Origin of the sequence: Amycolatopsis thermoflava N1165, assembly GCF_000473265.1 — a bacterium.
Taxonomy (GTDB): Bacteria; Actinomycetota; Actinomycetes; order Mycobacteriales; family Pseudonocardiaceae; genus Amycolatopsis_E; species Amycolatopsis_E thermoflava.
This window is the reverse complement of record NZ_KI421511.1, coordinates 1529079-1549422: the sequence shown is the minus strand read 5'-3', so window position 1 is coordinate 1549422 and position 20344 is coordinate 1529079. Positions and strand designations below refer to the sequence as shown.

Genomic DNA, 20344 nt, shown 5'->3' with positions numbered 1-20344 from the left:
ACCCATCGTGCACACTCGACACCGTGACCGACGACAGCACCACGCTCCTGCTGGGCGGGCGGATCCATTCGCCCAGCAACCCCGACGCCACCGCGATGGCGGTCAAGGACGGCACCATCGTCTGGATCGGCCAGGACGGCCCCGGCCGCGCCCTGCACCCGGACGCCCGCGTCGAAGACCTCGACGGCGCGTTCGTCGCCCCCGGCTTCGTCGACGCCCACGTGCACGCCACCGCCACCGGCCTCCACCTGGCCGGAGTCGACCTCGGCGGGATCACCGACGCCGCCGGCCTGCTCGCCGCGATCCGCGCCGCCGCCCGCCCCGGCGAGGTCCTGATCGCCCACGGCTGGGACGAGACCACCTGGACCGCGGACCGGCTGCCCAGCCGCGCCGAGATCGACGAAGCCGCCGCAGGGGTCCCCGTCTACCTCAGCCGCGTCGACGTCCACTCCGCCCTGGTTTCCACCGCGCTGGTCGAACTCGCCCCCGCCGCCCCCGCCGCCCGCGACGCCGCAGGCTGGTCCCCGGACGGGCCGCTGACCCGCGACGCGCACCACCACGTCCGCGCCGCCGTGCGCGCCGCGCTCACCCGCGAGCAACGCCGCCGCGCCCAGGAGGCCTTCCTCCGCCTGGCCGCCGCCCGCGGCATCGTCAGCGTCCACGAATGCGCCGGGCCCGACATCTCCGGCGAGGACGACCTCGCCGACCTCCTCGCCCTCGCCGCCGAACCCGGCCATCCCGAGGTGATCGGCTACTGGGGTGAGCTCGACGCCGTCGACACCGCCCGCCGCCTCGGCGCACGCGGCCTGGCCGGCGACCTGTTCGCCGACGGCGCGCTGGGCTCCCACACCGCCGCCCTGCACGAGCCCTACCTCGACGAACCCGGCTCCACCGGCGCCCGCTACCTCGACGCCGACACCATCGCCGGGCACCTGATCGCCTGCACCGAAGCCGGACTGCAGGCCGGATTCCACGTCATCGGCGACGCCGCCGTGGCCGAGGTCGTGCGCGGCTTCGAGCTCGCCGAGAAGACCGTCGGGCAGCGGGCGCTGGCCGGTGGCCGCCACCGCCTCGAGCACCTCGAAATGATCGACGCCGAGCAGGCCAAGGCGCTGGCCGGCTGGGGCGTCACCGGCTCCATGCAGCCCCAGTTCGACGCCCTGTGGGGCGGGACGGCGGGCATGTACGCCCAGCGGCTGGGCCCCGGGCGCGCCGCGGCCATGAACCCGTTCGCGATGCTCGCCGCCGAGGGGGTCCTGCTCGCGTTCGGCTCCGACTGCCCGGTCACCCCGCTGCAGCCCTGGGACAGCGTCCGCGCGGCCGTCCACCACCGCACGCCCGGCTCCGGCCTGTCCGCGCGCGCCGCCTTCACCGCCCACACCCGGGGCGGCCACCGCGCGGCGGGCGTCAACGACGGCCTCACCGGCAGCCTGGTGCCCGGCGCACCCGCGCACTACGCCGTCTGGGACGCCGCCGACCTCGTCGTCGCCGCGCCGGACTCCCGGGTCCAGCGCTGGTCCACCGACCCGCGCTCGCGCGTCCCCGCGCTGCCGCCGCTCGACCCGGACGCTCCGCTGCCCACCTGCCTGCGCACGGTCCGGGGCGGTGAGGTGCTCTACGACGCGTTCACCTCCGCGGCCTAGAGTTCATCGCGTGGCAGCACCAGTGGCCGAGTCCGCCGAGCCGTCGGCACCCACCCAGAAGAAGCGGCAGTGGCGGCCTTGGCTGCTGCGCCTCGCGCTCGCCGCGGCGTCGGGGTTCGTGTTCTACCTCGCCTTCGCGCCCCGCGACCTGTGGTGGCTCGCGCCGCTGGGCTTCGCCGGTCTAGGTCTGGCGCTGCGCGGGCGGCGGTTCTGGGGCGGCCTCGGCTACGGCTTCACGTTCGGGCTCGGCCTGTACCTGCCGCTGCTGTTCTGGCTGCAGGACTTCCTCGGCCGCGGCTTCGGCCCCGCACCGTGGGTCGCGTTGTCCGCCGCGCTGGCCGCCTACCTCGGGCTCGCCGCCGCCCTCTGCACCGTCGTCGCCCGCCTGCCCGGCGCTCCGGTGTGGATGGCGGCGGTGATCATCGCCAGCGAGACCCCGCGCAGCTGGTGGCCCTTCGGCGGGTTCCCGTGGGGCCGCGTCGCGTTCAGCCAGCCCGAGGGGGCGTTCACCCCGCTCGCCTCGATCGGCGGCGCGCCGCTGACCGGGTTCGCCGTCGTGCTCACCGGGTTCGGGCTGGCCGCGCTGCTCGCGCACGCCGCCCGCCGCGACCGGCGCGCGCTCCGCCTGCCCGTGATCGCCACGGTCGTCCCGGTGATCGCCGGGCTCGCGCTGTGGCCCACGATCGGCACCGGCGCCCAGGCCGGCAGCCGCACGGTGGCCACGGTGCAGGGCAACGCGCCCGACGTCGGCCTCGACCTGATCAACGAGTCGGCCACCCTGCGCGCCAACCACCTCGCCCAGAGCGAGGTCCTGCGCGCGGCGATCCGCTCCGGCGCCGTGCCCACGCCGGACCTCATCGCGTGGCCGGAGACCGCCACCGACCTCACCACCACCGACCCGGTGCTCGACCAGATGGTGCGGGAACTCGGCATCCCCACCCTGATCGGCGCCCGCTACCGCGAGCCGGGGCAGCGCACCCGCAACACCGAGTTCGTGTGGGACCCGGCCACCGGCCGCGGCGAGAACTACACCAAGCAGGAACTGGTGCCCTTCGCCGAGTTCGTCCCGGCCCGCTCGATCGCCCGCTGGTTCACGCCCTTCGTCGACGACACCGGCGACATGCAGGCCGGGTCCACCCCGGCGGTGCTCGACATCGCCGGCACCCGGGTCGCCGTGCCCATCTGCTACGAGATCGCCTACGACTACGTCTCCCGCGACGCGGTGAACGACGGCGCCCAGCTGATCGTGCTGCCCACCAACAACGCCTGGTACGGCCACAGCGAAATGACCTACCAGCAGCTGGCGATGGCGCGGCTGCGGGCCGTCGAGCACGGCCGCGCGGTCGTCGTGTCGGCCACCAGCGGGGTCAGCGCCCTGGTCGAACCGGACGGCACCGTCACCCAGTCGACCAGCCAGTTCACCGCCGCGTCCCTGGTCGGAGATGTGCCGCTGCGCACACAGGCTACGCTGTCGGATCGACTCGGGGCGTCCACGGAGTACGGGCTGGTCGGGGCGGCGCTCGCCGCCATCCTGGCCGGGCTCGTCCTGCGCGTCCGCACCCGGGCGACGAGCACGACGGCGACCAGGGCGGAGTGAGGTTCTCCGCGGGGGAGGAACAAGGGGATGGCGCACGCGCCACGGGCGGCCCGACCGATCGATCCGGTGCTGGTGGTGATCCCGACCTACAACGAGCGGGACAACCTGCCACTCATCCTGGACCGGCTGCACCGGGCGCTGCCCGAGGTGCACGCCCTGGTGGTCGACGACGGCAGCCCGGACGGCACCGGGGAGCTCGCGGACAAGATCGCCGCCGGCGACGACCGCGTCCACGTGCTGCACCGCACCGAGAAGGCCGGCCTCGGCGCCGCCTACGTGGCCGGGTTCCGATGGGGCCTGGAACGCGACTACCGCACGATCGTCGAGATGGACGCCGACGGCTCCCACGCGCCCGAGGACCTGCCGCGGATGCTGGCCGCCCTCGGCGACACCGACCTGGTGCTCGGCTCCCGCTACGTGCCCGGTGGCAGCCTGGTGAACTGGCCCAAGCACCGGGAACTGCTCTCCCGCGCGGCCAACCTGTACTCGCGGCTCGCCCTGGGCGTGCGGATCAAGGACGTGACCGCGGGGTTCCGCGCCTACCGGCGTGAGGTGCTGGAGAAGCTCCCGCTGGACGAGATCGCCTCGCGCGGCTACTGCTTCCAGATCGACCTCGCCTGGCGCACCGTCCGCACCGGCTTCGACGTGGTCGAGGTGCCGATCACCTTCACCGAGCGGGAGATCGGCCAGTCGAAGATGAGCAGCGCCATCATCCGCGAGGCCCTGCTGCGCGTGGGGTTGTGGGGTGCCCGCTACCGGGCCGAGCAGGTGCGGTCGCTGCTGCGCCGCCGCTGACCCGTCGGCCCCGTTTCGCGCCAGAACCGCGCACTACTGTCCGTGTGCCGTCGCCCGGTCGGCCCCGTGCCGACGGGCGACGGCGGGGGCGTTTTCTACTGTCGGTCGTCGAACGCGACCTGCTGTTCTGCGCCATTGCGGTGACATTCCGGCTGGTCCGATAACCGATCACTGCCGAGGGTAACTGGAGGTCGAGCCGCCGAGCCCGTTGCGGCGACATCGATGGACCCGACTGAGCAGAACGACGTCTTCGTCGGCGTCGGGTTCCCCTCAAACCGCCGGCCGTCCGCCGGCGCCTCCAGTGAAGGAACCACCATGACCGAAATCGGCACGCGCTACTTCGCGGACTGGGCCGGGCACACCCTCTACCACACCAGCGGGGAGAAGATCGGCCACGTCGAGGAGCTGTGGACCGACGACGAGCAGGGCCACCCCACCTGGCTCACGGTGCGCACCGGCCTGTTCGGCACCCACGACTCCCTGGTGCCCGTCCAGGGGGTGCGCCCACGCGACGACGGCGACCTGGAGACGACCTACCCCAAGGACCTGATCAAGGACGCGCCGCGGGTGACGCCCGACCCGACGGCCCAGGGCCGCCACATCGACGAGAGCGAGGAGCAGCGGCTCTACCGCCACTACCAGGTGCCGCAGCAGGCGGAACCCGCGCGGGAGACGACCGGCCGGGACATCTCCGGCCCCGCCACCGACGACGCCATGACACGGTCGGAGGAGCGGCTACGGGTCGGCACCGAGCAGCGCGAACGCGGCCGCGCCCGGCTGCGCAAGTACGTGGTCACCGAGACCGAGCAGGTCCAAGTCCCGGTGACCCGGGAGGAAGTGCGCGTCGAGCGGGAACCGATCACCGACGCCAACCGGGGCCAGGCCATGGACGGGCCCGCCATCTCCGAGGAGGAGCACGAGGTCGTTCTGCGCGAAGAGCGGCCGGTGGTCGACACCGAAGCCGTGCCGGTCGAGCGGGTGCGGCTGGCCAAGGAAGAGGTTCAGGACACCGAGACCGTGGCGGGCGAAGTCCGCAAGGAGCACATCGAAGCCGACACCGGGCGGGAGCGCCGCGCCTGAGCGGGCTGCCCTGGACAGGCGAAGGCCCCCGTGGCGGGAGGACACGGGGGCCTTCGGTGTGGTGGGAGAGGCAGAAGCGCTACGCCGACTTGGACGTACGCCGTCCCTTCAGCTCAGCGAGACGCTCGTTCAGCAGTTCCTCGAGCTCGGGAATGCTCCGCCGCTCGAGCAGCATGTCCCAGTGCGTGCGCGGCGGCTTGACCTTCTTCTGCTCGGGCTGCGCGCCATCGACGATCTCGGACTCGCTGCCGTGCAGGCGGCACTCCCACACCGAGGGGATCTCGGCGTCGTCGGAGAAGGGCACCTCGAACTCGTGGTTCTTCGGACACGCGTATCGCACCGTACGGCGCGGGGCCAGATCGTGATTGCGGTCGGTCTCGTAGCTGACCGCTCCCAGCCGGCTTCCACGGAGAACACGGTCGGCCATGATGACGTCCTTTCAGTCGGCTCCGGGTCTAGAGCCAGGGTGATGCTCACCCTATGCAACGGCTACTGGCAACTGGGAATTCCCACAGCACCATGTCGTTACTCACGATGAGCTGAATCACCCCTCGGCAACAGCTTCCTCTGTTGAGAGTCGATTCGGTGCGCGACGTGACGCGGATGTGGGGGTCTTCTTGGCATATTCCCCCGTGCGGGGGAAGGGCTGATCCGTTCAGGTCAGCCGCAGCTGACCGTGTTGCGGCGACGCGGGCCCCAGGTCGCCGAGGCGGAAGTGGCGGCGACATAGTACTTGATAACGCAAGGTAGCCAATTCCGTCTCCCAGTGTGGTGAACTTGCGTTTTCAACTACCCCCGGAGCGGTGTCGGCGACCACCACGGTGTCACCCTCCCGGAGGACTTCGCCGTCAGCCACCCGGGCGTTGAACCGCCCCGGCGCGCCACACCAGCACAGCACCTCCACCTGCACCGGCTGCAGGTCGTCGGCCAGTTCGAACAACCGCTGGGCGCCGGGGAAGAGACGGCTGCGGAAGTCGGTGGCGATCCCGAAGCAGTACACGTCCAGGGACACCTCGTCGGCCAGTTCGGCCAGCTGCTCGACCTGCGCCGCGGACAGGAACTGCGCCTCGTCCACGATCAGGTAATCCAGCGGGCGCCCGGCGACCCACTCGCGGCGCACCAGCTGCCGCAGGTCGGTGTCCGCGCCCACCTCGGTCGCCTCGCGGGTGATCCCGATCCGGCTGCTGATCCGCGGCTCACCCGACCGGTCGTGCCGCACCAGCAGCATCCCGCGCCTGCCCTGCCGGGCGTGGTTGTGGTTGATCTGCAGCGCGAGCGTGGACTTGCCGCAGTCCATCGGGCCGTAGCAGAACCGCAGCCTGCCCCGCGCCGGCGTGCCCGACCCGTTGCGGGAGGGCAGCGGGGACAGGGCGTCGGTCGGGTCCGGATCGGTGTCGCCAAGGGTGCTCACGACCGACGACCCTATCCAGCCCCGCGACGGGCTCCCTTGATCGGGTGAAAACAGCGGAGCAGCCGCGTCCGGTTGCCGATGACAGGGGAGCGGGGAGCAAGGGGAGGGTTTTTGTCCGGTTTCCGGGGTGTTCGCAGGCCTGCGCGCGTGTCACCGACCCCCTGCGACCCGTCGATGCTGGTACTGCTGAGGCTGGTGTGACAGTTGAGGTTCGTGGTGCGCGAACTTACGGTGACCGCATGAGAAAGCCCCGCTGGAGACCCTCGGCCCGCGCCGGAGCCCGTCTCGCGCTCGCCGCGCTGCTGGCCCTGGGGGCCCAGCTGGTCGCCGTCCCGTCCGCGTCGGCCGACCCCAGCGCCGCGACCTGGCTCAAGCTGCGCATGTGCGAGTCCAGCAACCGCTACACCGTCAACACCGGCAACGGGTACTACGGCGCCTACCAGTTCGACCTGCCCACCTGGCGCAGCGTCGGCGGCCAGGGCCGCCCGGACCTCGCCACCCCCGCCGAGCAGGACTACCGCGCCCTCTACCTCTACCGCATGCGCGGTTGGCAGCCCTGGGAGTGCGCCGGCATGCTCGGGCTGCGCAACGACAAGGACGCCCGCAGCAAACGCGTCCCCACCTACGCCGAGAGCGCCTACATCGGCGGCGGCCCCGTCCCGGCCCCGGTCGCCGGCGCCAAGCCCGCCTGGCCCGGCGTCGTCTACGCCTACGGCGACTGCGCCGAAGCCCTCAAGACCTTCCAGCTGCGGATGAACGCCTTCGGCTACGGCTTCACCGGCACCGGCTGCTACTACGACAAGACCCGCGACGCGGTGCTGGACCTGCAGCGCGCCAACGGCATCAACGACTCCGGCCGCCTCGGCCCCAAGACGTGGAACGCGGCGTGGGAGGGCAAACCGCCCCGTTAGGTCTCCCCGCGGCAGAGGTGGGCGCGGGTGGCTAAGTGGCGCCGTGGAGCCGGGGCGGGCGCGAGGTGGCTAGTCGGCGGGCGGCCAGGCGCCGCGCTCGGTGAGCACCTCACGCAGCACGTCCGGCCGGTCGGTGACGATGCCGTGCACCCCGAGGCCGAGCAGCCGCTCCATGTGCGCCCGCTCGTTGATCGTCCACGCGTGCACCTCGACACCGGCCCGCTCGGCGCTGCGCACGAACCCGCGGTCGATCACCGTCATCGCGCCCTGCCGGGACGGCACCTGCGCCATCTCGCCCCGGCGCAGGAAGCCCAGCCGCGCCCACGGCAGCCACCCGCTGGCCCACAGCACGGCCGCCGACCGCGGGCCCATCGAAGTGATCAGCTTCGGCCCGGCCAGTTTGCGGATCGCGGCCAGCCGGTTGTCGGAGAACGCCGCCGCCGCGACCCGGTCGATCGCGCCCATCCGCTCGACAGTCTTGACGAACGGCACGATCGCCCGGTCGCTCTTGACGTCGATGTTGAACCGCGTCTGCGGCAGCTCCTCCAGGACGTCCTCCAGCCGCGACACCGGCACCCGGCCGCCGACCTTCGCGCGGGAGACCGCGGACCAGGTCTGCTTCGCGATCGGGCCGTGGGCGTCGGTGGTCCGGTCCAGCAGCGCGTCGTGGTGCACCACGACCACGCCGTCGGCCGTGGCGTGCACGTCGGTCTCGACGTAGGCGTAGCCCTCGGCGACCGCGCGCTGGAAGGCGGGCAGCGAGTTCTCCAGCCCGTCGAGCTCGTCCAGGTGCCACCCGCGGTGGGCGAACGCGCGGGGAAGGGTGCCGCTCAGGTACGGGTGGTTGATCTGCACCCGACCAGTGTGGGGCATCGGCGTGGCCGAGGCATGAGTTCCGCGTGGCCGGTTAGGGTCTGCTGCGTGAGCGGACAGGTGGACCAGATCGAAGCGTCACGTGACGTTTCCGCGCGCCGGCGGCGGCCCGGCGCCGTCCTGCACTGCGGCTGGTGCGGCCGGCCGATCGAGCAGGGGAGCACCGGCCGTCGCCGCCGGTACTGCGGCCAGTCCTGCCGCCAGCGCGCCTACGAACGCCGGGTCGCCGTCCAGCGCAGCGGCCTGCCCGAGGACGCCGTGGTGCTGTCCGACACCGAGCTGACCGCGCTGCAGGACCGCCTCTTCCAGCTGCGCTGCGCCGCCGAAGACGTCGTCACGGCCGTCGACGACGGCGCCGACCCCGGCGAGTTGCGCCGCATGGCACTCGAACTCGCCGAAACGGCCCGCGACCTCGAACGGCTGCGCTGAACCCACCCGCCACCACGGGCCGCGGCGGCCAGTGACCGGCGACATCCGCGCGCGATGTGCCGAACCGGCCGCACGAGGCCGCCCGTTATGGCACGATTCGGCAGTGACCAGGAGTTCCACCCAGGCTCAGCGCCTCCGCGACCTCGCGATGCTGCGCCGGGTCAAGGACCGGATCGACCGCGAGTACGCCCAGCCCCTCGACGTCGAGGCGCTCGCCCGCGGGGTGAACGTCTCCGCCGGGCACCTCAGCCGCGAGTTCAAGCGCGCCTACGGCGAATCGCCCTACTCCTACCTCATGACCCGGCGCATCGAACGCGCGATGGCGCTGCTGCGCCGCGGCGACATGAGCGTCACCGAGGTCTGCTTCGCCGTCGGCAGCTCGTCGCTGGGCACCTTCAGCACCCGCTTCACCGAGCTGGTCGGCATGCCGCCCAGCGCCTACCGCGCCGAGGCCGCGGAGGCGACCGTGGGCATGCCGCCGTGCGTCGCGAAACAGGTCACCAGACCGATCAGGAATCGAGAAGCGCCGCCCGTGGCCCGCAAATAACCTGACGGCCATGGACATCAGCATTCACGCCACCTACCTCCCGCACAACGACCGGGACGCCGCCATCGCCTTCTACCGCGACGTCCTCGGCTTCGAGGTCCGCAACGACGTCGGCTACAACGGCATGCACTGGATCACCGTCGGCCCGCCCGGGCAGGACGTCTCCATCGTGCTGTACCCGCCGGAGGCCACCCCCGGCATCACCGACAGCGAGCGCGCGGCCATCACCGAGATGATGGCCAAGGGCACCTTCGCCAGCATCAACCTGGCCACCAAGGACCTCGACGGCGTCTTCGAGCGCCTGCAGGCCCGCGACGCCGAGGTCGTCCAGGAACCGGTCGACCAGCCCTACGGCGTGCGCGACTGCGCCTTCCGCGACCCGGCGGGCAACATGGTCCGCCTCCAGCAGCTCGCCTGACACCCCCACCCGTGGTGGCGGCCGCCCGGCCGCCACCACCCACCGCACACCACGGGAGACCCGATGACCAAGGCCACCAGGAAGAACACGCAGGGGCCTGCCACCCACGCCGCCGACAGCCACGACCGCATCCGGGTCCACGGCGCGCGGGAGAACAACCTCAAGGACGTCAGCGTCGAGCTGCCCAAGCGCAGGCTGACCGTGTTCACCGGCGTGTCCGGCTCGGGCAAGAGCTCCCTGGTGTTCGGCACGATCGCCGCGGAGTCGCAGCGGCTCATCAACGAGACCTACAGCGCCTTCGTTCAGGGCTTCATGCCGACGCTGTCCAGACCCGAGGTCGACGTCCTCGACGGCCTCACCACCGCGATCATCGTCGACCAGGAGCGGATGGGCGCCAACCCGCGCTCCACCGTGGGCACCGCCACCGACGCCAACGCGATGCTGCGCATCCTGTTCAGCCGCCTCGGCAAGCCGCACATCGGCTCACCCCAGGCGTTCTCCTTCAACGTCGCCTCCATCAGCGGCGCGGGCGCGGTCACCGTGGAACGCGGCGGCCGCACGGTCAAGGAACGCCGCAGCTTCAACATCACCGGCGGCATGTGCCTGCGCTGCGAGGGCATGGGCCGGGTCTCCGACATCGACCTGACCCAGCTCTACGACGAGAACAAGTCCCTCAACGAGGGCGCGGTCACCATCCCCGGCTACAGCATGGACGGCTGGTACGGCCGCATCTTCCGCGGCTGCGGGTTCTTCGACCCGGACAAGCCGATCAAGAAGTTCACCAAGAAGCAGCTCGACGACCTGCTCTACAAGGAACCGACCAAGATCAAGGTCGACGGCATCAACCTGACCTACTCCGGCCTGGTCCCGACCATCCAGAAGTCGATGCTGTCCAAGGACAAGGAGGCGATGCAGCCGCACATCCGCGCCTTCGTGGAACGCGCGGTCACCTTCGCCACCTGCCCCGAGTGCGACGGCACCCGCCTGTCCGCCGAGGCCCGGTCGTCGAAGATCGCGGGCAAGAACATCGCCGACGTGTGCGCCATGCAGATCAGCGACCTCGCCGAGTGGGTCAAGGGCCTGGACGAGCCGTCGGTGGCGCCGCTGCTGGAATCCCTGCGCCACACCCTGGACTCGTTCGTCGAGATCGGACTCGGCTACCTCAGCCTCGACCGGCCCGCGGGCACGCTCTCCGGCGGCGAAGCGCAGCGCACCAAGATGATCCGCCACCTCGGCTCCTCGCTCACCGACGTCACCTACGTCTTCGACGAGCCGACGATCGGGCTGCACCCGCACGACATCGAACGCATGAACAACCTGCTGCTGCAGCTGCGCGACAAGGGCAACACCGTGCTCGTCGTCGAGCACAAGCCGGAGGCCATCGCCATCGCCGACCACGTCGTCGACCTCGGCCCGCGCGCCGGCACCGAGGGCGGGGAAGTGGTGTACGAGGGCACCGTCGAGGGGCTGCGGGCCAGCGGCACGCTCACCGGGCGGCACCTGGACGACCGGGCGAGGCTGAAGCCGTCGGTGCGTGAGCCGTCCGGCGCGCTGGAGGTCCGGGGCGCGAACACCCACAACCTGCGTGACGTCGACGTGGACATCCCGCTCGGCGTGCTGGTCGTCGTCACCGGTGTCGCGGGCTCGGGCAAGAGCTCGCTCATCAACGGCTCGGTGTCCGGCCGCGACGGTGTCGTGACCGTCGACCAGGGCGCCATCAAGGGCTCGCGGCGCAGCAACCCCGCCACCTACACCGGGCTGCTCGAACCCATCCGCAAAGCCTTCGCCAAGGTCAACGGCGTCAAGCCCGCCCTGTTCAGCGCGAACTCCGAGGGCGCCTGCCCGACCTGCAACGGCGCCGGCGTGATCTACACCGACCTCGCGATGATGGCCGGCGTGGCCACCACCTGCGAGGAGTGCGAAGGCAAGCGGTTCCAGGCCGAGGTGCTGGAGTACAAGCTCGGCGGGCGCGACATCAGCGAGGTGCTCGCGATGCCGGTGGCCGAGGCGCTGGAGTTCTTCGGCGACGGCGAGGCGAAGGTGCCCGCCGCCCACAGGATCCTCACCCACCTGGCCGACGTCGGCCTCGGGTACCTGACGCTGGGGCAGCCGCTGACCACGCTGTCCGGCGGCGAGCGCCAGCGGCTCAAGCTGGCCACGCACATGGGGGAGAAGGGCGGCGTGCTGGTCCTCGACGAGCCGACCACCGGCCTGCACCTGGCCGACGTCGAGCAGCTGCTGGCCCTGCTGGACCGGCTCGTGGACTCCGGCAAGTCGGTCATCGTGATCGAACACCACCAGGCGGTGATGGCCCACGCGGACTGGATCATCGACCTGGGGCCCGGCGCGGGCCACGACGGCGGGCAGATCGTGTTCGAGGGCACCCCGGCCGAGCTGGTCGCCAAGAAGTCCACCCTCACCGGCGAGCACCTCGCCGAGTACGTGGCCTGATCGCGCCCCCGGGCATCCGGCCGCACGCCGGATGCCCGGGCGGTCGGACGACCGCGGCCGGCTCCCGCCACTGCGTGCAGCGCGGTGCGCAGCCCGACGCTCCAGACACCGATCCGTCCCAGGTCCACGGCGCTCACACTTGGTTCGCGCCGCCGTCGACGAACATCTCGATGCCCGTGACGAAGCTGCTGTGGCCGGAGGCGAGGAACACCCCGACGTCGGCGACCTCATCGGGCCGCCCCATCCGTCCCAACGGGACGGTGCCGGCGAGCGTCCGCTTCAACTCCACCGCTTCCTCGTCGCCGGCCGCGAGCCCGGTGATGCCCGGGGTGTCGATCGGGCCCGGGCTGATCGTGTTCACCCGGATCCCGCGGCCCTTGAGCTCGTTGGCCCAGGTCCGCGCGAACGAGCGGATCGCGGCCTTGGAGGCGCCGTAGACGCCGAACGCCTCGGTGCCCACGGTCGCGGCCGTCGACCCGGTGAGGATGACCGACGCGCCGTCGTTGAGCAGGGGGAGTGCCTTTTGGACGGTGAAGAGCGTGCCGCGCACGTTGGTGCCGAAGATTTCGTCGAAGTGCTGTTCGGTCACCTGGTCCAGGGTGGCGAACGAGCCGCCGCCCGCGTTGGCCCACAGCACGTCGATGCGCAGGCCCTGCTCGCCGATCGTGGCGTAGAGCCGGTCGAGGTCGGCGAGATCGGCGCTGTCCACGCGTACGGCGGTGACCTCGCCGTCGATCGTGGCGGCCGCCTCCTTCAGCGCGTCTTCGCGGCGGCCGGTGATGAACAGCCGGGCGCCTTCGGCGGCGAAGCGCCGCGCCGCGGCGAGGCCGATGCCGCTGGTGGCGCCGGTGATGACCGCGGTTTTACCGGTGAGAACCGTCATTTCCTCATTCCTGTCCGAAGGGGGCGGGCAGCGCGCCGTCGCGGCGACCGGTACGGGAAAATCGCCTGGCAACGCCGCCGTTCGCCCACGATCGACAGGTTACGAGACATGTCACCTAAACGCAACGAGCCGGACTGGCTCACCCCGGAGCAGCAGCGCGCCTGGCTCGCCTACATCCGCGTCCAGCTGCGTCTTCGCTACGAGATGAACCGCCAGTTGCAGGCCGACAGTGACATCTCTCTCGCCGACTACGACGTGCTGACCGCGTTGAGCGTCGCGCCCGAAGGGCGCCTGCAGATGACGGCGCTGGCGAACCACATCGGCTGGGAACGCACCCGCACCTCGCACCACGCCCGCCGCATGGAGGGCCGCGGGCTGCTCCGACTGCGACAGTCCACCGTGGACCGCCGCGCGATCGAGGTGAGCCTCAGCGACAAGGGGCGCGCCCTGCTCGCGGACGCCGCGCCCGGCCACGTGAAACTGGTGAAGGACCTGTTCTTCGCCGGCCTGTCCGAGGACCTGCTGCCGTCGCTGACCGAAGCGATGGAGGGCGTCTACGAGACCCTCCTGGCCCGCGGAACGCTGCCGCCACCCCCGGTGTAGCCCGGCACGCGGACGTCGTTCGTCTGGCGCCGCGAAGTCGTGGTGTTCACCCGGCCAGGGGGAGGAGTTGTCGCCGCGGATCCCGGATCGTGGGAGTAGACGGCGAGTGAGGGGGAGACATGACCGGCGAGCGCAGCGCCCCACCCCGGAGTCCGGGCCGATGACGTTCTCCGGGGTGATGGAGCACGTCGCACAGGGTTTCGAGGCGGCGGGGGCATTCGCGCTGGTCGCCGGACTGCTGTGGTCGCTGGTCGTCGCGGCTCGGCTGTGGCGGAAGGAGGGCAACCGCAGGGGGTACCGCGCGCTGCGGGAGACGTTCGGCGGGGTGCTGTTGCTGGGGCTGGAGATCCTCGTCGCGGCGGACCTGATCCGGACGGTAGCGGTCACGCCGACCCTGGAGAGCGTCGCCGTCCTAGGGCTGATCGTGCTGATCCGCACCTTCCTCAGTTTCTCCTTGCAGGTCGAAATCGACGGGGTCCCGCCCTGGCGGCGCGCCCTCGCCAGTGGGGCCACCACAATCGCCCGCGCCGCGCAGGCCAACCGGAGCACACCGGCTGTCAGCCGTAGCGCGGCCGTCACGGCATCGACGCAGGAGGAGTCATGATCAGGGCGGTCGGCGAGATCCTGGCCTTCGCGGCCGACCGGGCGTTCAGCCCACTTCCCGTCGGCACCATCGTGCTCGTGATGGTCTCCCGCCGGGCCAGGCGCCTGCAGGTCGCAGCGCTCGGGTTGTGGGTCCTCCTGGTAGCCACGTGAGGCCTCAGTCCCTCCCCGTCGCAGCCTCCCCGTCATGCGCCGATAATGCACATTATGTCAAGTAGAGTGCCGAGAGGGCTGGTGCGGGGCTTCCCCGGTGAAGATGACCCCGCCTCGCGACGGGGCCCGTGGCACAGTCTTCACCGTGGTGCTGGACGACCTGCCGGACTGGTTACCGGCGTGGTGCCGGGACCATCTGGGGCACCACGCCGGCCGCCGTGCTGTTCCGGCGGCGGTCGATGTCCGCGGTGGCCGGTCGTTCACCGCGGAAGAACAGCAGATCGCGTGGGCGGCGGGCCTGTGGCCGGCCGCCCACGACATCCGTTGGGAAGCTCTCCACGGCTACACCGCAATCCCAGGGAAAGCGCTCTGGGCCCAAGTCGCCGAACGCCTCCGCCGCGCGCACGCCTGACCGATATGCCGGCGATACGCGTGCACTCCTATCGTCGAGGCCATGCGTGTGCTGGACGACCGAGGTGGCCGGGACTGTGAATAAGCGGGCAGGGCTGAGCGCCCGCGCCAAGCTGACCCTCAGCTACGCCGGGTTCCTCATGATCGCGGGTGTCCTGCTCCTCACGGCGGTGTGGCTGTTCCTGCCGATGGGGTCCGGCGGCATCCAGTTTCCTGAGCCGGCCGACTTCGCCCGGGTCTTCAACCCGGGCAACCGCGGGCCGGTGGTGTTCGTCCCGGCCGCGATCCTGGTGCTCGCGTTCATGCTGGTGTTCGGCCTGGTGGGCGGCTGGGTCCTCGCGGGCCGCATGCTCGCTCCCCTGTCCCGCATCACCGACGCGACGCGCACCGCCGCGCGGGGGTCGCTCTCCCACCGCATCGGGTTGCAGGGCCGCTCCGACGAGTTCGGCGAACTCGCCGACGCCTTCGACCGGATGCTGGCCCGGCTCGAGGCGCACGTCGCCGAGCAGCGGCGGTTCGCCGCCAACGCCTCCCACGAACTGCGCACCCCGCTCGCGATCACGCAGACGCTGCTCGATCTCGCCCGCAACGATCCGGACCGCCCGGACAGCGAGCTCGACGAACGTCTCCGCGTCGTCAACGCCAGGGCGATCGAGCTGACCGAAGCACTGCTGCTGCTCAGCCGCACCGACCAGCGGTCCTTCACCCGCGAAGACGTCGACCTGTCCCTCATCGCGGAAGAAGCGACCGAGATGCTCCTCCCGCTCGCCGAAAAGCACGACGTCGCCATCGAGACCTGTGGGGAAGTCACCCACACGATCGGCTCCGCCGCGCTCTTGCTGCAGCTGACCACCAACCTCATGCACAACGCGATCGTCCACAACTCCCCCGACGGCGGCACCGTCCAGGTCCGCACCGCTTCCACGCCGGGGTCGGTGACGCTGACCGTGGAGAACACCGGCGACAAGCTCGACCCGCAGCTGGTCTCGACACTCGCCGAGCCGTTCCAGCGCGGCGCCGAGCGCACCCGGACCGATCACGCGGGGGTCGGCCTCGGCCTGACGATCGTCAAGAGCATCGCGCAGGCGCATGACGGCACGCTCTCGCTCAGCCCCCGCCCCGGCGGCGGGCTGCGCGCCACCGTGCGGCTCCCGACGGCAGGCAGGTCACCGGTTCCCCACGGCTGAGGCGAGTGCTCGCCGCCCGTCGACCACGGCGAGCACATGGCGGGCCAGGGCGACGTCCGCCGCCGGTGCCCCGGCCGCGGAGGCGCGAGCCGCCATGTCCGCGATGCGCCCGGGATCGGTGAGAACCGGGATCAGGGTGGTTTCGATCCAGGCCGGGTCGAGTTCGGCGTCGTCGACGATCAGCGCCGCACCGGCCGCGGCGAGCGGCTCGGCGTTCGACCGCTGCTCACCGCCGCGCAGCGGCAGCGGGACGTAGGCGGCGGGCAGTCCGACGGCAGCCAGTTCGGCGCAGGTCATCGCCCCGGCGCGGCAGAGCGCGAAATCGGCCGCGGCGTAGGCGTAGCGCATCTCGTCGACGTAGGGGACGACGACGTGCGGCGGGTCGCCCTCGGGCACCTCGACCCGATGCCGCGGCCCGGAGATGTGCAGGATCTGCACCCCGCTCCCCCGCAACGCCGCGCTCGCGCCGGACACCGCGGTGTTGATCGTCGCCGCGCCCTGCGAACCACCGGTGACGAGCAGCACGGGACCGTCGGGCCGCAGCCCGAACCGCCGCCGCGCGGCAGCCCGCAGTGCGGCCCGGTCGAGTCCGCTGATCGCCGGACGCAGTGGAATCCCGATCGGGGTCGCGTGCGGCAGCCGGACGCCTGGCGCGGCGGTGAACACGTGCGTCGTCATCCTGGCCGCCAGCCGGTTCGCCACGCCCGGGCTGGCGTTCGCTTCGTGCACGACGATCGGCAGGCCTCGCCGCCGGGCGGCGAGACAGGCGGGCAGGGCGACGTAGCCGCCGAAGCCCACCACGACCTCGGCGCGCGTGCGGTCGAGAACCGCGCCGGCCGCTCGCACCGATTCCGCCAGGGTGGCGGGCATCCGCAGCAGCGCCCGGTCTGGCCGGCGTGGCAGTGGCGCCGGCGGGATGAGTTCCAGCGGGTAGCCGCGCCCGGGGATCAGCGCCGTGTCCAGACCGCGGACGGTCCCGAGCGCGGTGATCTCGGCCGTGGGTTCCAGCCTGCGCAGCGCGTCGGCCAGGTTCATCGCGGGCTCGATGTGCCCGGCGGAATGGCCGCCGGCGACCACAATGCGCGGCGCCGCTCCGGCCGCCGTCACGACGGCCTCGTGATCAGGATCCCGCGGTCGGCGTGGAACCGCTGGAACACCCCCATGGGCAGGGTCGCCGAGTCCGAGTTGTGGGTGTAGCCCGAGGGGTTGTGGAACCGCACGACGCCGCCGTGGACCGCGTGCACGAGAACGAGGTGGCCTCCCCGGCACGGCTCGGGGGTGGCCGGGTCGCGGATCTCGGGTGACACGGAGGCGATCAGGACCTGGCCGGGCCGGACCTCTCGGCTGGACACGTGGATCGGGGTGCGCTCGACGAGCCGGCAGCCGAATCCGAACCGCGCGTTGACCCAGGCCATGAACGGCCGGTAGATCAGTCCCTGGACCGTGCCCGAGGGCTCGACCACGTAGCAGCCCCAGTCGAGAGCTTGCGCGAGGAGCTCGCCCATGGCGAGCCGGACGTCGGTCCAGCCGTGCAGCAGCGACTGCAGGCACGCCAGGCCGCAGACCTTGCGGGACCAGAACAGGTACTCCTCGCGTGAGCGGTACCCGTGGGCCGCCCAGTCGTCCCGGTCGGTGTGCGGCAGGAAGACCTCCAGGCCCGACGGGGTGGTCCGGCGCATCACGACGTCGTCGTTGCGCTCCAGACGTCCCCACTGCGAGACGCACGGGAGAACGACGTCAGGTGATGGGGAAATCGAAGTAGACATCGGGAAAGGGCTCGTTCCTCAGCGTGTAGTGCCACCACTCGCGGTCGTACCGGTCGAACCCGCAGTCCTCCATGATCGACCGGAGGTGCTCGCGGTTCTGGAACTCGGCCGGCGCGATTTCCGTGGCGCGGTGGCGTGAGACCGGGTCCATGAGGTCGTGCCGGCCACCCATGGCGGCGAGCTCACCGGTGGCCAGGTGGTAGAGCGTCAGGTCGACGGTGCTGCCCCGGGTGTGGCCCGACTTGGCGGCCACGTACCCCTTCTCGACCATGTCGGCCCGGTCGATGTTCGGGTAGTGCCGCGCTTTGGTGCGGCCGTCCTCCGGTTGTCCGGACCAGCGGAGGAAGCGGTCGACGGCGCGCTGGGGGCGGTATCCGTCCCAGAGCAGCAGTCCGAAGCCGAGGGAGGCCGCCTTGTCGCGTGCTTGTTCGAGGGCCGCGCACAGTGCCCGGGTGCCGACGATGCGGTTCGCGAGGTAGCCGTCGACCGGTTTGCCGGTGAAGTTGTCCCAGGTGGCGTACTTGGCGTCCCAGCGGATGCCGGGTACGAGCTCGTCGACGTAGGCGAAGTCGTCGTTCATCGCCTCATCCGCAGGGTCGCCGAGACGAGCCGGTCGATCACGTCGGCGAGCGGGAGTCCCGCGGCGTTCATCATCCGCGGGTAGCGGCTGTAGGAGGTCATGCCGGGCATGGTGTTGACCTCGTTGAGGACCACCTGGCCGTCCGCGGTGAGGAACACGTCCACACGGGCCAGCCCGGTGCAGCCGAGGGTGCGGTAGATGGTCTTGGCGGTCTCCTGGACGAGGGTGCGGGAGGCGTCGGGGATGTCGGCGGGGACGATGAAGGTGGCGTTCTCCGATCCGGTCTCGGGCGAGTCCTCCTGGTGGATCCGGAAGAACCCGTGGGTGAGGTCGACGCGGTCCACCTCGCCCACGACCAGGCCGGACGGTTCCTCCAGGACCGCGCAGCCGATCTCGTCGCCGGCGACGGCCTCCTCGATCAGGACCTTCGCGTCGTACTGTCGTGCGTCCTCCAGCGCGGCCGGCAGCTCGTCCGCTCCGGTGACCTTGCTGACGCCGAACGACGAGCCCGATCGGGCCGGCTTCACGAAGACCGGATACGGAAGGCCGCCGGGGTCGACCTTGTCGTCCTCCGTGACGATCCAGAACCTCGGCGTGGTGATGCCCGCGTTCGCGGCGACGGTGTAGGCCAGGGACTTGTCCATGCACACGGCCGAGCCCTGGATGCCGCAGCCGACGTAGGGGATGCCGGCGAGTTCCAGCAGCCCTTGGATGGCGCCGTCCTCGCCGAGCTTGCCGTGCAGCACCGGGAAAACCACGTCGAGGCACACGGTTTCGTAGCTCCCCTGTTCCATCACCAGCAGGCCGTGCACGCCGCGGTCCGGTGACAGCGCGGCCGGGCGGGTGTCGGTGGTTTCCCAGCCCTCGCCGGGACCGTCACAGAGTTTCCACTCGCCTTCGGTCGTGATGCCGATCCAGAACGGTTCGTACTTGCCGGGGTCGAGGTGCTTGGCGACCTCACGCGCGGACTTGACGGAAACCGGGTGTTCTTCACCGGCGCCGCCGAAGATGATCCCGAGCTTCAACCTGGTCATGCTGTGGTCCCGCTTTCGAAGTTCAGGCAGTTGAGGAGGGTGTTCTCGACGATGTCGTGCAGGGCCCGCTCGGTGTGGTAGGCGGAGTGCGGGCTGATCAGCACGTTCGGCAACCGCTGGAGCCGTGCCAGGGCCTCGTTGCCGATGTGCTTGCCGCGGCAGTCGGCGTAGAAGATCCCTTCCTCGCCTTCGACGACGTCCAGCGCCGCTCCGCCCAGCCGGCCGTTCTCCAGTGCGGACAACAGGGCCGCGGTGTCGAGAAGCGGTCCGCGGCCGGTGTTGACGACGTACGCGCCGGGTTTCATCCGCTCGATGCGCCTGCGGTCGAGGAGGTGGTGTGTCTCCGCGGTGAGCGGGGTGTGCAGTGTGACGATGTCGCTGCGCTCGATCAGGTCGTCGAGCGGAACGTAGGTCGCGGAGGCGCGAGGGTGCGTGTCGTGGGCGAGCACGCGGCAGCCGAAGCCGCGCAGCCGGTCGATGACTGCCGCGCCGATGCGCCCGGTGCCGATCACGCCGACGGTCAGGTCGCGCAGTTCTTTGCCGCGCGTTTCGCTGAGCCGGTAGTCGAACGAGTCGGTGCGGTGGATGGTGGTCTTGGCGTGGCGCACGGCCATCAGCATCAACATCAGGGTGTAGTCGGCAACGCTGTCCGGCGAGTAGGCGACGTTGCCGACCGACATGCCGAGGCGGTCGGCGCAGCGCAGGTCGATGTGGTCGAAGCCGATGCTCCGGGTGCAGATGTATTCCACGCCGGCCCGGCTGAGTGCCAGCAGGGTGGCGCCGGTGATCCGGGTCTTGTGGCTGACGCTGACGCACCGGTGGCCGCGCGCCAGTTCGGCGTTGGTCGCGCAGACGGCCGCCTCGACCGGGGTCACGGGCATTCCGAGGCGGGCGCCCATGTCCCGGAACGCGGCGGCTTCGTCCTGGCTGCAGCCGAACGCCGTGAGCCCGGCCCGGTGGGATGGCCGA

23 protein-coding genes are annotated in these 20344 nt (G+C 71.3%); 14 read left to right on the top strand and 9 right to left on the bottom strand.

The window, feature by feature from the left end:
- Positions 1–23 precede the first annotated feature (23 nt).
- The 4 genes from AMYTH_RS0107745 (at position 24) to AMYTH_RS0107730 (ending at position 5115) form a co-directional block, all read left to right on the top strand.
- Positions 24–1643 carry an amidohydrolase gene (locus tag AMYTH_RS0107745; RefSeq protein WP_027929824.1) on the top strand — a complete coding sequence of 540 codons (1620 nt, stop codon included), beginning with the start codon at positions 24–26 and terminating at the stop codon, positions 1641–1643.
- Positions 1644–1653: 10 nt separating this feature from the next.
- Complete coding sequence (lnt, locus tag AMYTH_RS0107740; RefSeq protein WP_037322393.1) at positions 1654–3240, top strand: apolipoprotein N-acyltransferase; 1587 nt, start codon at positions 1654–1656, stop codon at positions 3238–3240.
- Positions 3241–3267: 27 nt separating this feature from the next.
- A complete protein-coding gene (locus AMYTH_RS0107735) occupies positions 3268–4035 on the top strand; it encodes a polyprenol monophosphomannose synthase (protein ID WP_027929822.1) in 768 nt (255 codons plus the stop codon).
- Positions 4036–4350: 315 nt separating this feature from the next.
- Positions 4351–5115 (top strand): DUF2382 domain-containing protein, encoded by a 765-nt coding sequence (locus tag AMYTH_RS0107730; RefSeq protein WP_027929821.1) that lies wholly within the window; start codon positions 4351–4353, stop codon positions 5113–5115.
- A gap of 79 nt (positions 5116–5194) precedes the next feature.
- Here AMYTH_RS0107730 and AMYTH_RS0107725 read toward each other — a convergent pair whose 3' ends face one another.
- Both AMYTH_RS0107725 and AMYTH_RS0107720 read right to left on the bottom strand, forming a co-directional pair.
- Positions 5195–5542, bottom strand: a complete 348-nt coding sequence (locus AMYTH_RS0107725) for an RNA polymerase-binding protein RbpA (protein WP_017982421.1) — start codon at positions 5540–5542, stop codon at positions 5195–5197.
- Positions 5543–5770: 228 nt separating this feature from the next.
- Positions 5771–6526, bottom strand: coding sequence for a thymidine kinase (locus AMYTH_RS0107720; protein ID WP_027929820.1), 756 nt, complete (start codon positions 6524–6526; stop codon positions 5771–5773).
- A 239-nt stretch (positions 6527–6765) separates the two neighbouring features.
- Between AMYTH_RS0107720 and AMYTH_RS0107715 the strand changes: the two genes are divergently transcribed.
- The gene (locus AMYTH_RS0107715) at positions 6766–7437 is read left to right on the top strand and encodes a transglycosylase family protein (RefSeq protein WP_027929819.1); all 672 of its coding nucleotides are present in this window, start codon (positions 6766–6768) and stop codon (positions 7435–7437) included.
- Positions 7438–7506: 69 nt separating this feature from the next.
- Here AMYTH_RS0107715 and AMYTH_RS0107710 read toward each other — a convergent pair whose 3' ends face one another.
- Positions 7507–8310, bottom strand: a complete 804-nt coding sequence (locus AMYTH_RS0107710) for a glycerophosphodiester phosphodiesterase (protein WP_037322391.1) — start codon at positions 8308–8310, stop codon at positions 7507–7509.
- A 48-nt stretch (positions 8311–8358) separates the two neighbouring features.
- Between AMYTH_RS0107710 and AMYTH_RS0107705 the strand changes: the two genes are divergently transcribed.
- The 4 genes from AMYTH_RS0107705 (at position 8359) to AMYTH_RS0107690 (ending at position 12155) form a co-directional block, all read left to right on the top strand.
- Positions 8359–8739 (top strand): hypothetical protein, encoded by a 381-nt coding sequence (locus tag AMYTH_RS0107705; protein WP_037322389.1) that lies wholly within the window; start codon positions 8359–8361, stop codon positions 8737–8739.
- 148 nt (positions 8740–8887) lie between these two features.
- Positions 8888–9286, top strand: a complete 399-nt coding sequence (locus AMYTH_RS0107700) for a helix-turn-helix transcriptional regulator (protein WP_123686839.1) — start codon at positions 8888–8890, stop codon at positions 9284–9286.
- Between the two features lie 10 nt (positions 9287–9296).
- Positions 9297–9704 (top strand): VOC family protein, encoded by a 408-nt coding sequence (locus AMYTH_RS0107695; protein ID WP_017982415.1) that lies wholly within the window; start codon positions 9297–9299, stop codon positions 9702–9704.
- 63 nt (positions 9705–9767) lie between these two features.
- Complete coding sequence (locus tag AMYTH_RS0107690; RefSeq protein ID WP_027929815.1) at positions 9768–12155, top strand: ATP-binding cassette domain-containing protein; 2388 nt, start codon at positions 9768–9770, stop codon at positions 12153–12155.
- A gap of 133 nt (positions 12156–12288) precedes the next feature.
- Here the strand turns inward: AMYTH_RS0107690 and AMYTH_RS0107685 are convergent, their stop codons facing one another.
- On the bottom strand, positions 12289–13038 hold the full coding sequence (locus AMYTH_RS0107685; RefSeq protein ID WP_027929814.1) for an SDR family oxidoreductase: 750 nt from the start codon (positions 13036–13038) through the stop codon (positions 12289–12291).
- A 108-nt stretch (positions 13039–13146) separates the two neighbouring features.
- Between AMYTH_RS0107685 and AMYTH_RS0107680 the strand changes: the two genes are divergently transcribed.
- The 5 genes from AMYTH_RS0107680 to AMYTH_RS0107660 all read left to right on the top strand — a co-directional run bounded on the left by AMYTH_RS0107680 (position 13147) and on the right by AMYTH_RS0107660 (position 15995).
- Positions 13147–13641 carry a MarR family winged helix-turn-helix transcriptional regulator gene (locus AMYTH_RS0107680; protein WP_027929813.1) on the top strand — a complete coding sequence of 165 codons (495 nt, stop codon included), beginning with the start codon at positions 13147–13149 and terminating at the stop codon, positions 13639–13641.
- 160 nt (positions 13642–13801) lie between these two features.
- The gene (locus AMYTH_RS0107675) at positions 13802–14245 is read left to right on the top strand and encodes a DUF1622 domain-containing protein (protein ID WP_027929812.1); all 444 of its coding nucleotides are present in this window, start codon (positions 13802–13804) and stop codon (positions 14243–14245) included.
- Positions 14242–14397 carry a hypothetical protein gene (locus AMYTH_RS48710; protein WP_157360556.1) on the top strand — a complete coding sequence of 52 codons (156 nt, stop codon included), beginning with the start codon at positions 14242–14244 and terminating at the stop codon, positions 14395–14397. The genes AMYTH_RS0107675 and AMYTH_RS48710 overlap by 4 nt, the downstream gene beginning before the upstream one ends.
- A gap of 145 nt (positions 14398–14542) precedes the next feature.
- The gene (locus tag AMYTH_RS47735; protein WP_157360555.1) at positions 14543–14809 is read left to right on the top strand and encodes a hypothetical protein; all 267 of its coding nucleotides are present in this window, start codon (positions 14543–14545) and stop codon (positions 14807–14809) included.
- Between the two features lie 94 nt (positions 14810–14903).
- Positions 14904–15995: a sensor histidine kinase gene (locus AMYTH_RS0107660; RefSeq protein ID WP_410468332.1), complete on the top strand. Its 1092-nt coding sequence runs from the start codon at positions 14904–14906 to the stop codon at positions 15993–15995.
- Here AMYTH_RS0107660 and AMYTH_RS44270 read toward each other — a convergent pair.
- Genes AMYTH_RS44270 through AMYTH_RS0107635 form a run of 5 tightly spaced genes read right to left on the bottom strand, consistent with a single transcriptional unit; the run spans position 15975 to position 20274 of the window.
- Positions 15975–17102 carry a UDP-N-acetylglucosamine--N-acetylmuramyl-(pentapeptide) pyrophosphoryl-undecaprenol N-acetylglucosamine transferase gene (locus AMYTH_RS44270; protein ID WP_037322387.1) on the bottom strand — a complete coding sequence of 376 codons (1128 nt, stop codon included), beginning with the start codon at positions 17100–17102 and terminating at the stop codon, positions 15975–15977. The genes AMYTH_RS0107660 and AMYTH_RS44270 overlap by 21 nt on opposite strands.
- On the bottom strand, positions 17099–17761 hold the full coding sequence (locus AMYTH_RS44265; RefSeq protein WP_157360554.1) for a hypothetical protein: 663 nt from the start codon (positions 17759–17761) through the stop codon (positions 17099–17101). Before AMYTH_RS44265 ends, AMYTH_RS44270 begins: the two co-directional genes overlap by 4 nt.
- Entirely contained in the window at positions 17733–18341 is a 609-nt protein-coding gene (vanX, locus tag AMYTH_RS0107645; RefSeq protein WP_027929810.1) for a D-Ala-D-Ala dipeptidase VanX, read from the bottom strand. Before vanX ends, AMYTH_RS44265 begins: the two co-directional genes overlap by 29 nt.
- Complete coding sequence (gene vanA / locus AMYTH_RS0107640; RefSeq protein WP_027929809.1) at positions 18338–19375, bottom strand: D-alanine--(R)-lactate ligase; 1038 nt, start codon at positions 19373–19375, stop codon at positions 18338–18340. Before vanA ends, vanX begins: the two co-directional genes overlap by 4 nt.
- Positions 19372–20274 carry an NAD(P)-dependent oxidoreductase gene (locus tag AMYTH_RS0107635; RefSeq protein ID WP_027929808.1) on the bottom strand — a complete coding sequence of 301 codons (903 nt, stop codon included), beginning with the start codon at positions 20272–20274 and terminating at the stop codon, positions 19372–19374. The genes vanA and AMYTH_RS0107635 overlap by 4 nt, the downstream gene beginning before the upstream one ends.
- Between the last annotated feature and the right edge of the window lie 70 nt (positions 20275–20344).

Coding starts and splice junctions, on each gene's coding strand:
- vanA (WP_027929809.1), bottom strand. CDS start 19,375: ATGACCAGGTTGAAGCTCGGGATCATCTTCGGCGGCGCCGGTGAAGAA.
- AMYTH_RS48710 (WP_157360556.1), top strand. CDS start 14,242: ATGATCAGGGCGGTCGGCGAGATCCTGGCCTTCGCGGCCGACCGGGCG.
- AMYTH_RS0107675 (WP_027929812.1), top strand. CDS start 13,802: ATGACGTTCTCCGGGGTGATGGAGCACGTCGCACAGGGTTTCGAGGCG.
- vanX (WP_027929810.1), bottom strand. CDS start 18,341: ATGAACGACGACTTCGCCTACGTCGACGAGCTCGTACCCGGCATCCGC.
- AMYTH_RS0107695 (WP_017982415.1), top strand. CDS start 9,297: ATGGACATCAGCATTCACGCCACCTACCTCCCGCACAACGACCGGGAC.
- AMYTH_RS0107735 (WP_027929822.1), top strand. CDS start 3,268: ATGGCGCACGCGCCACGGGCGGCCCGACCGATCGATCCGGTGCTGGTG.
- AMYTH_RS0107635 (WP_027929808.1), bottom strand. CDS start 20,274: ATGGGCGCCCGCCTCGGAATGCCCGTGACCCCGGTCGAGGCGGCCGTC.
- AMYTH_RS0107730 (WP_027929821.1), top strand. CDS start 4,351: ATGACCGAAATCGGCACGCGCTACTTCGCGGACTGGGCCGGGCACACC.
- AMYTH_RS0107710 (WP_037322391.1), bottom strand. CDS start 8,310: ATGCCCCACACTGGTCGGGTGCAGATCAACCACCCGTACCTGAGCGGC.
- AMYTH_RS0107690 (WP_027929815.1), top strand. CDS start 9,768: ATGACCAAGGCCACCAGGAAGAACACGCAGGGGCCTGCCACCCACGCC.
- AMYTH_RS0107680 (WP_027929813.1), top strand. CDS start 13,147: ATGTCACCTAAACGCAACGAGCCGGACTGGCTCACCCCGGAGCAGCAG.
- AMYTH_RS0107700 (WP_123686839.1), top strand. CDS start 8,888: ATGCTGCGCCGGGTCAAGGACCGGATCGACCGCGAGTACGCCCAGCCC.
- AMYTH_RS0107715 (WP_027929819.1), top strand. CDS start 6,766: ATGAGAAAGCCCCGCTGGAGACCCTCGGCCCGCGCCGGAGCCCGTCTC.
- AMYTH_RS0107685 (WP_027929814.1), bottom strand. CDS start 13,038: ATGACGGTTCTCACCGGTAAAACCGCGGTCATCACCGGCGCCACCAGC.
- AMYTH_RS44265 (WP_157360554.1), bottom strand. CDS start 17,761: ATGTCTACTTCGATTTCCCCATCACCTGACGTCGTTCTCCCGTGCGTC.
- AMYTH_RS0107725 (WP_017982421.1), bottom strand. CDS start 5,542: ATGGCCGACCGTGTTCTCCGTGGAAGCCGGCTGGGAGCGGTCAGCTAC.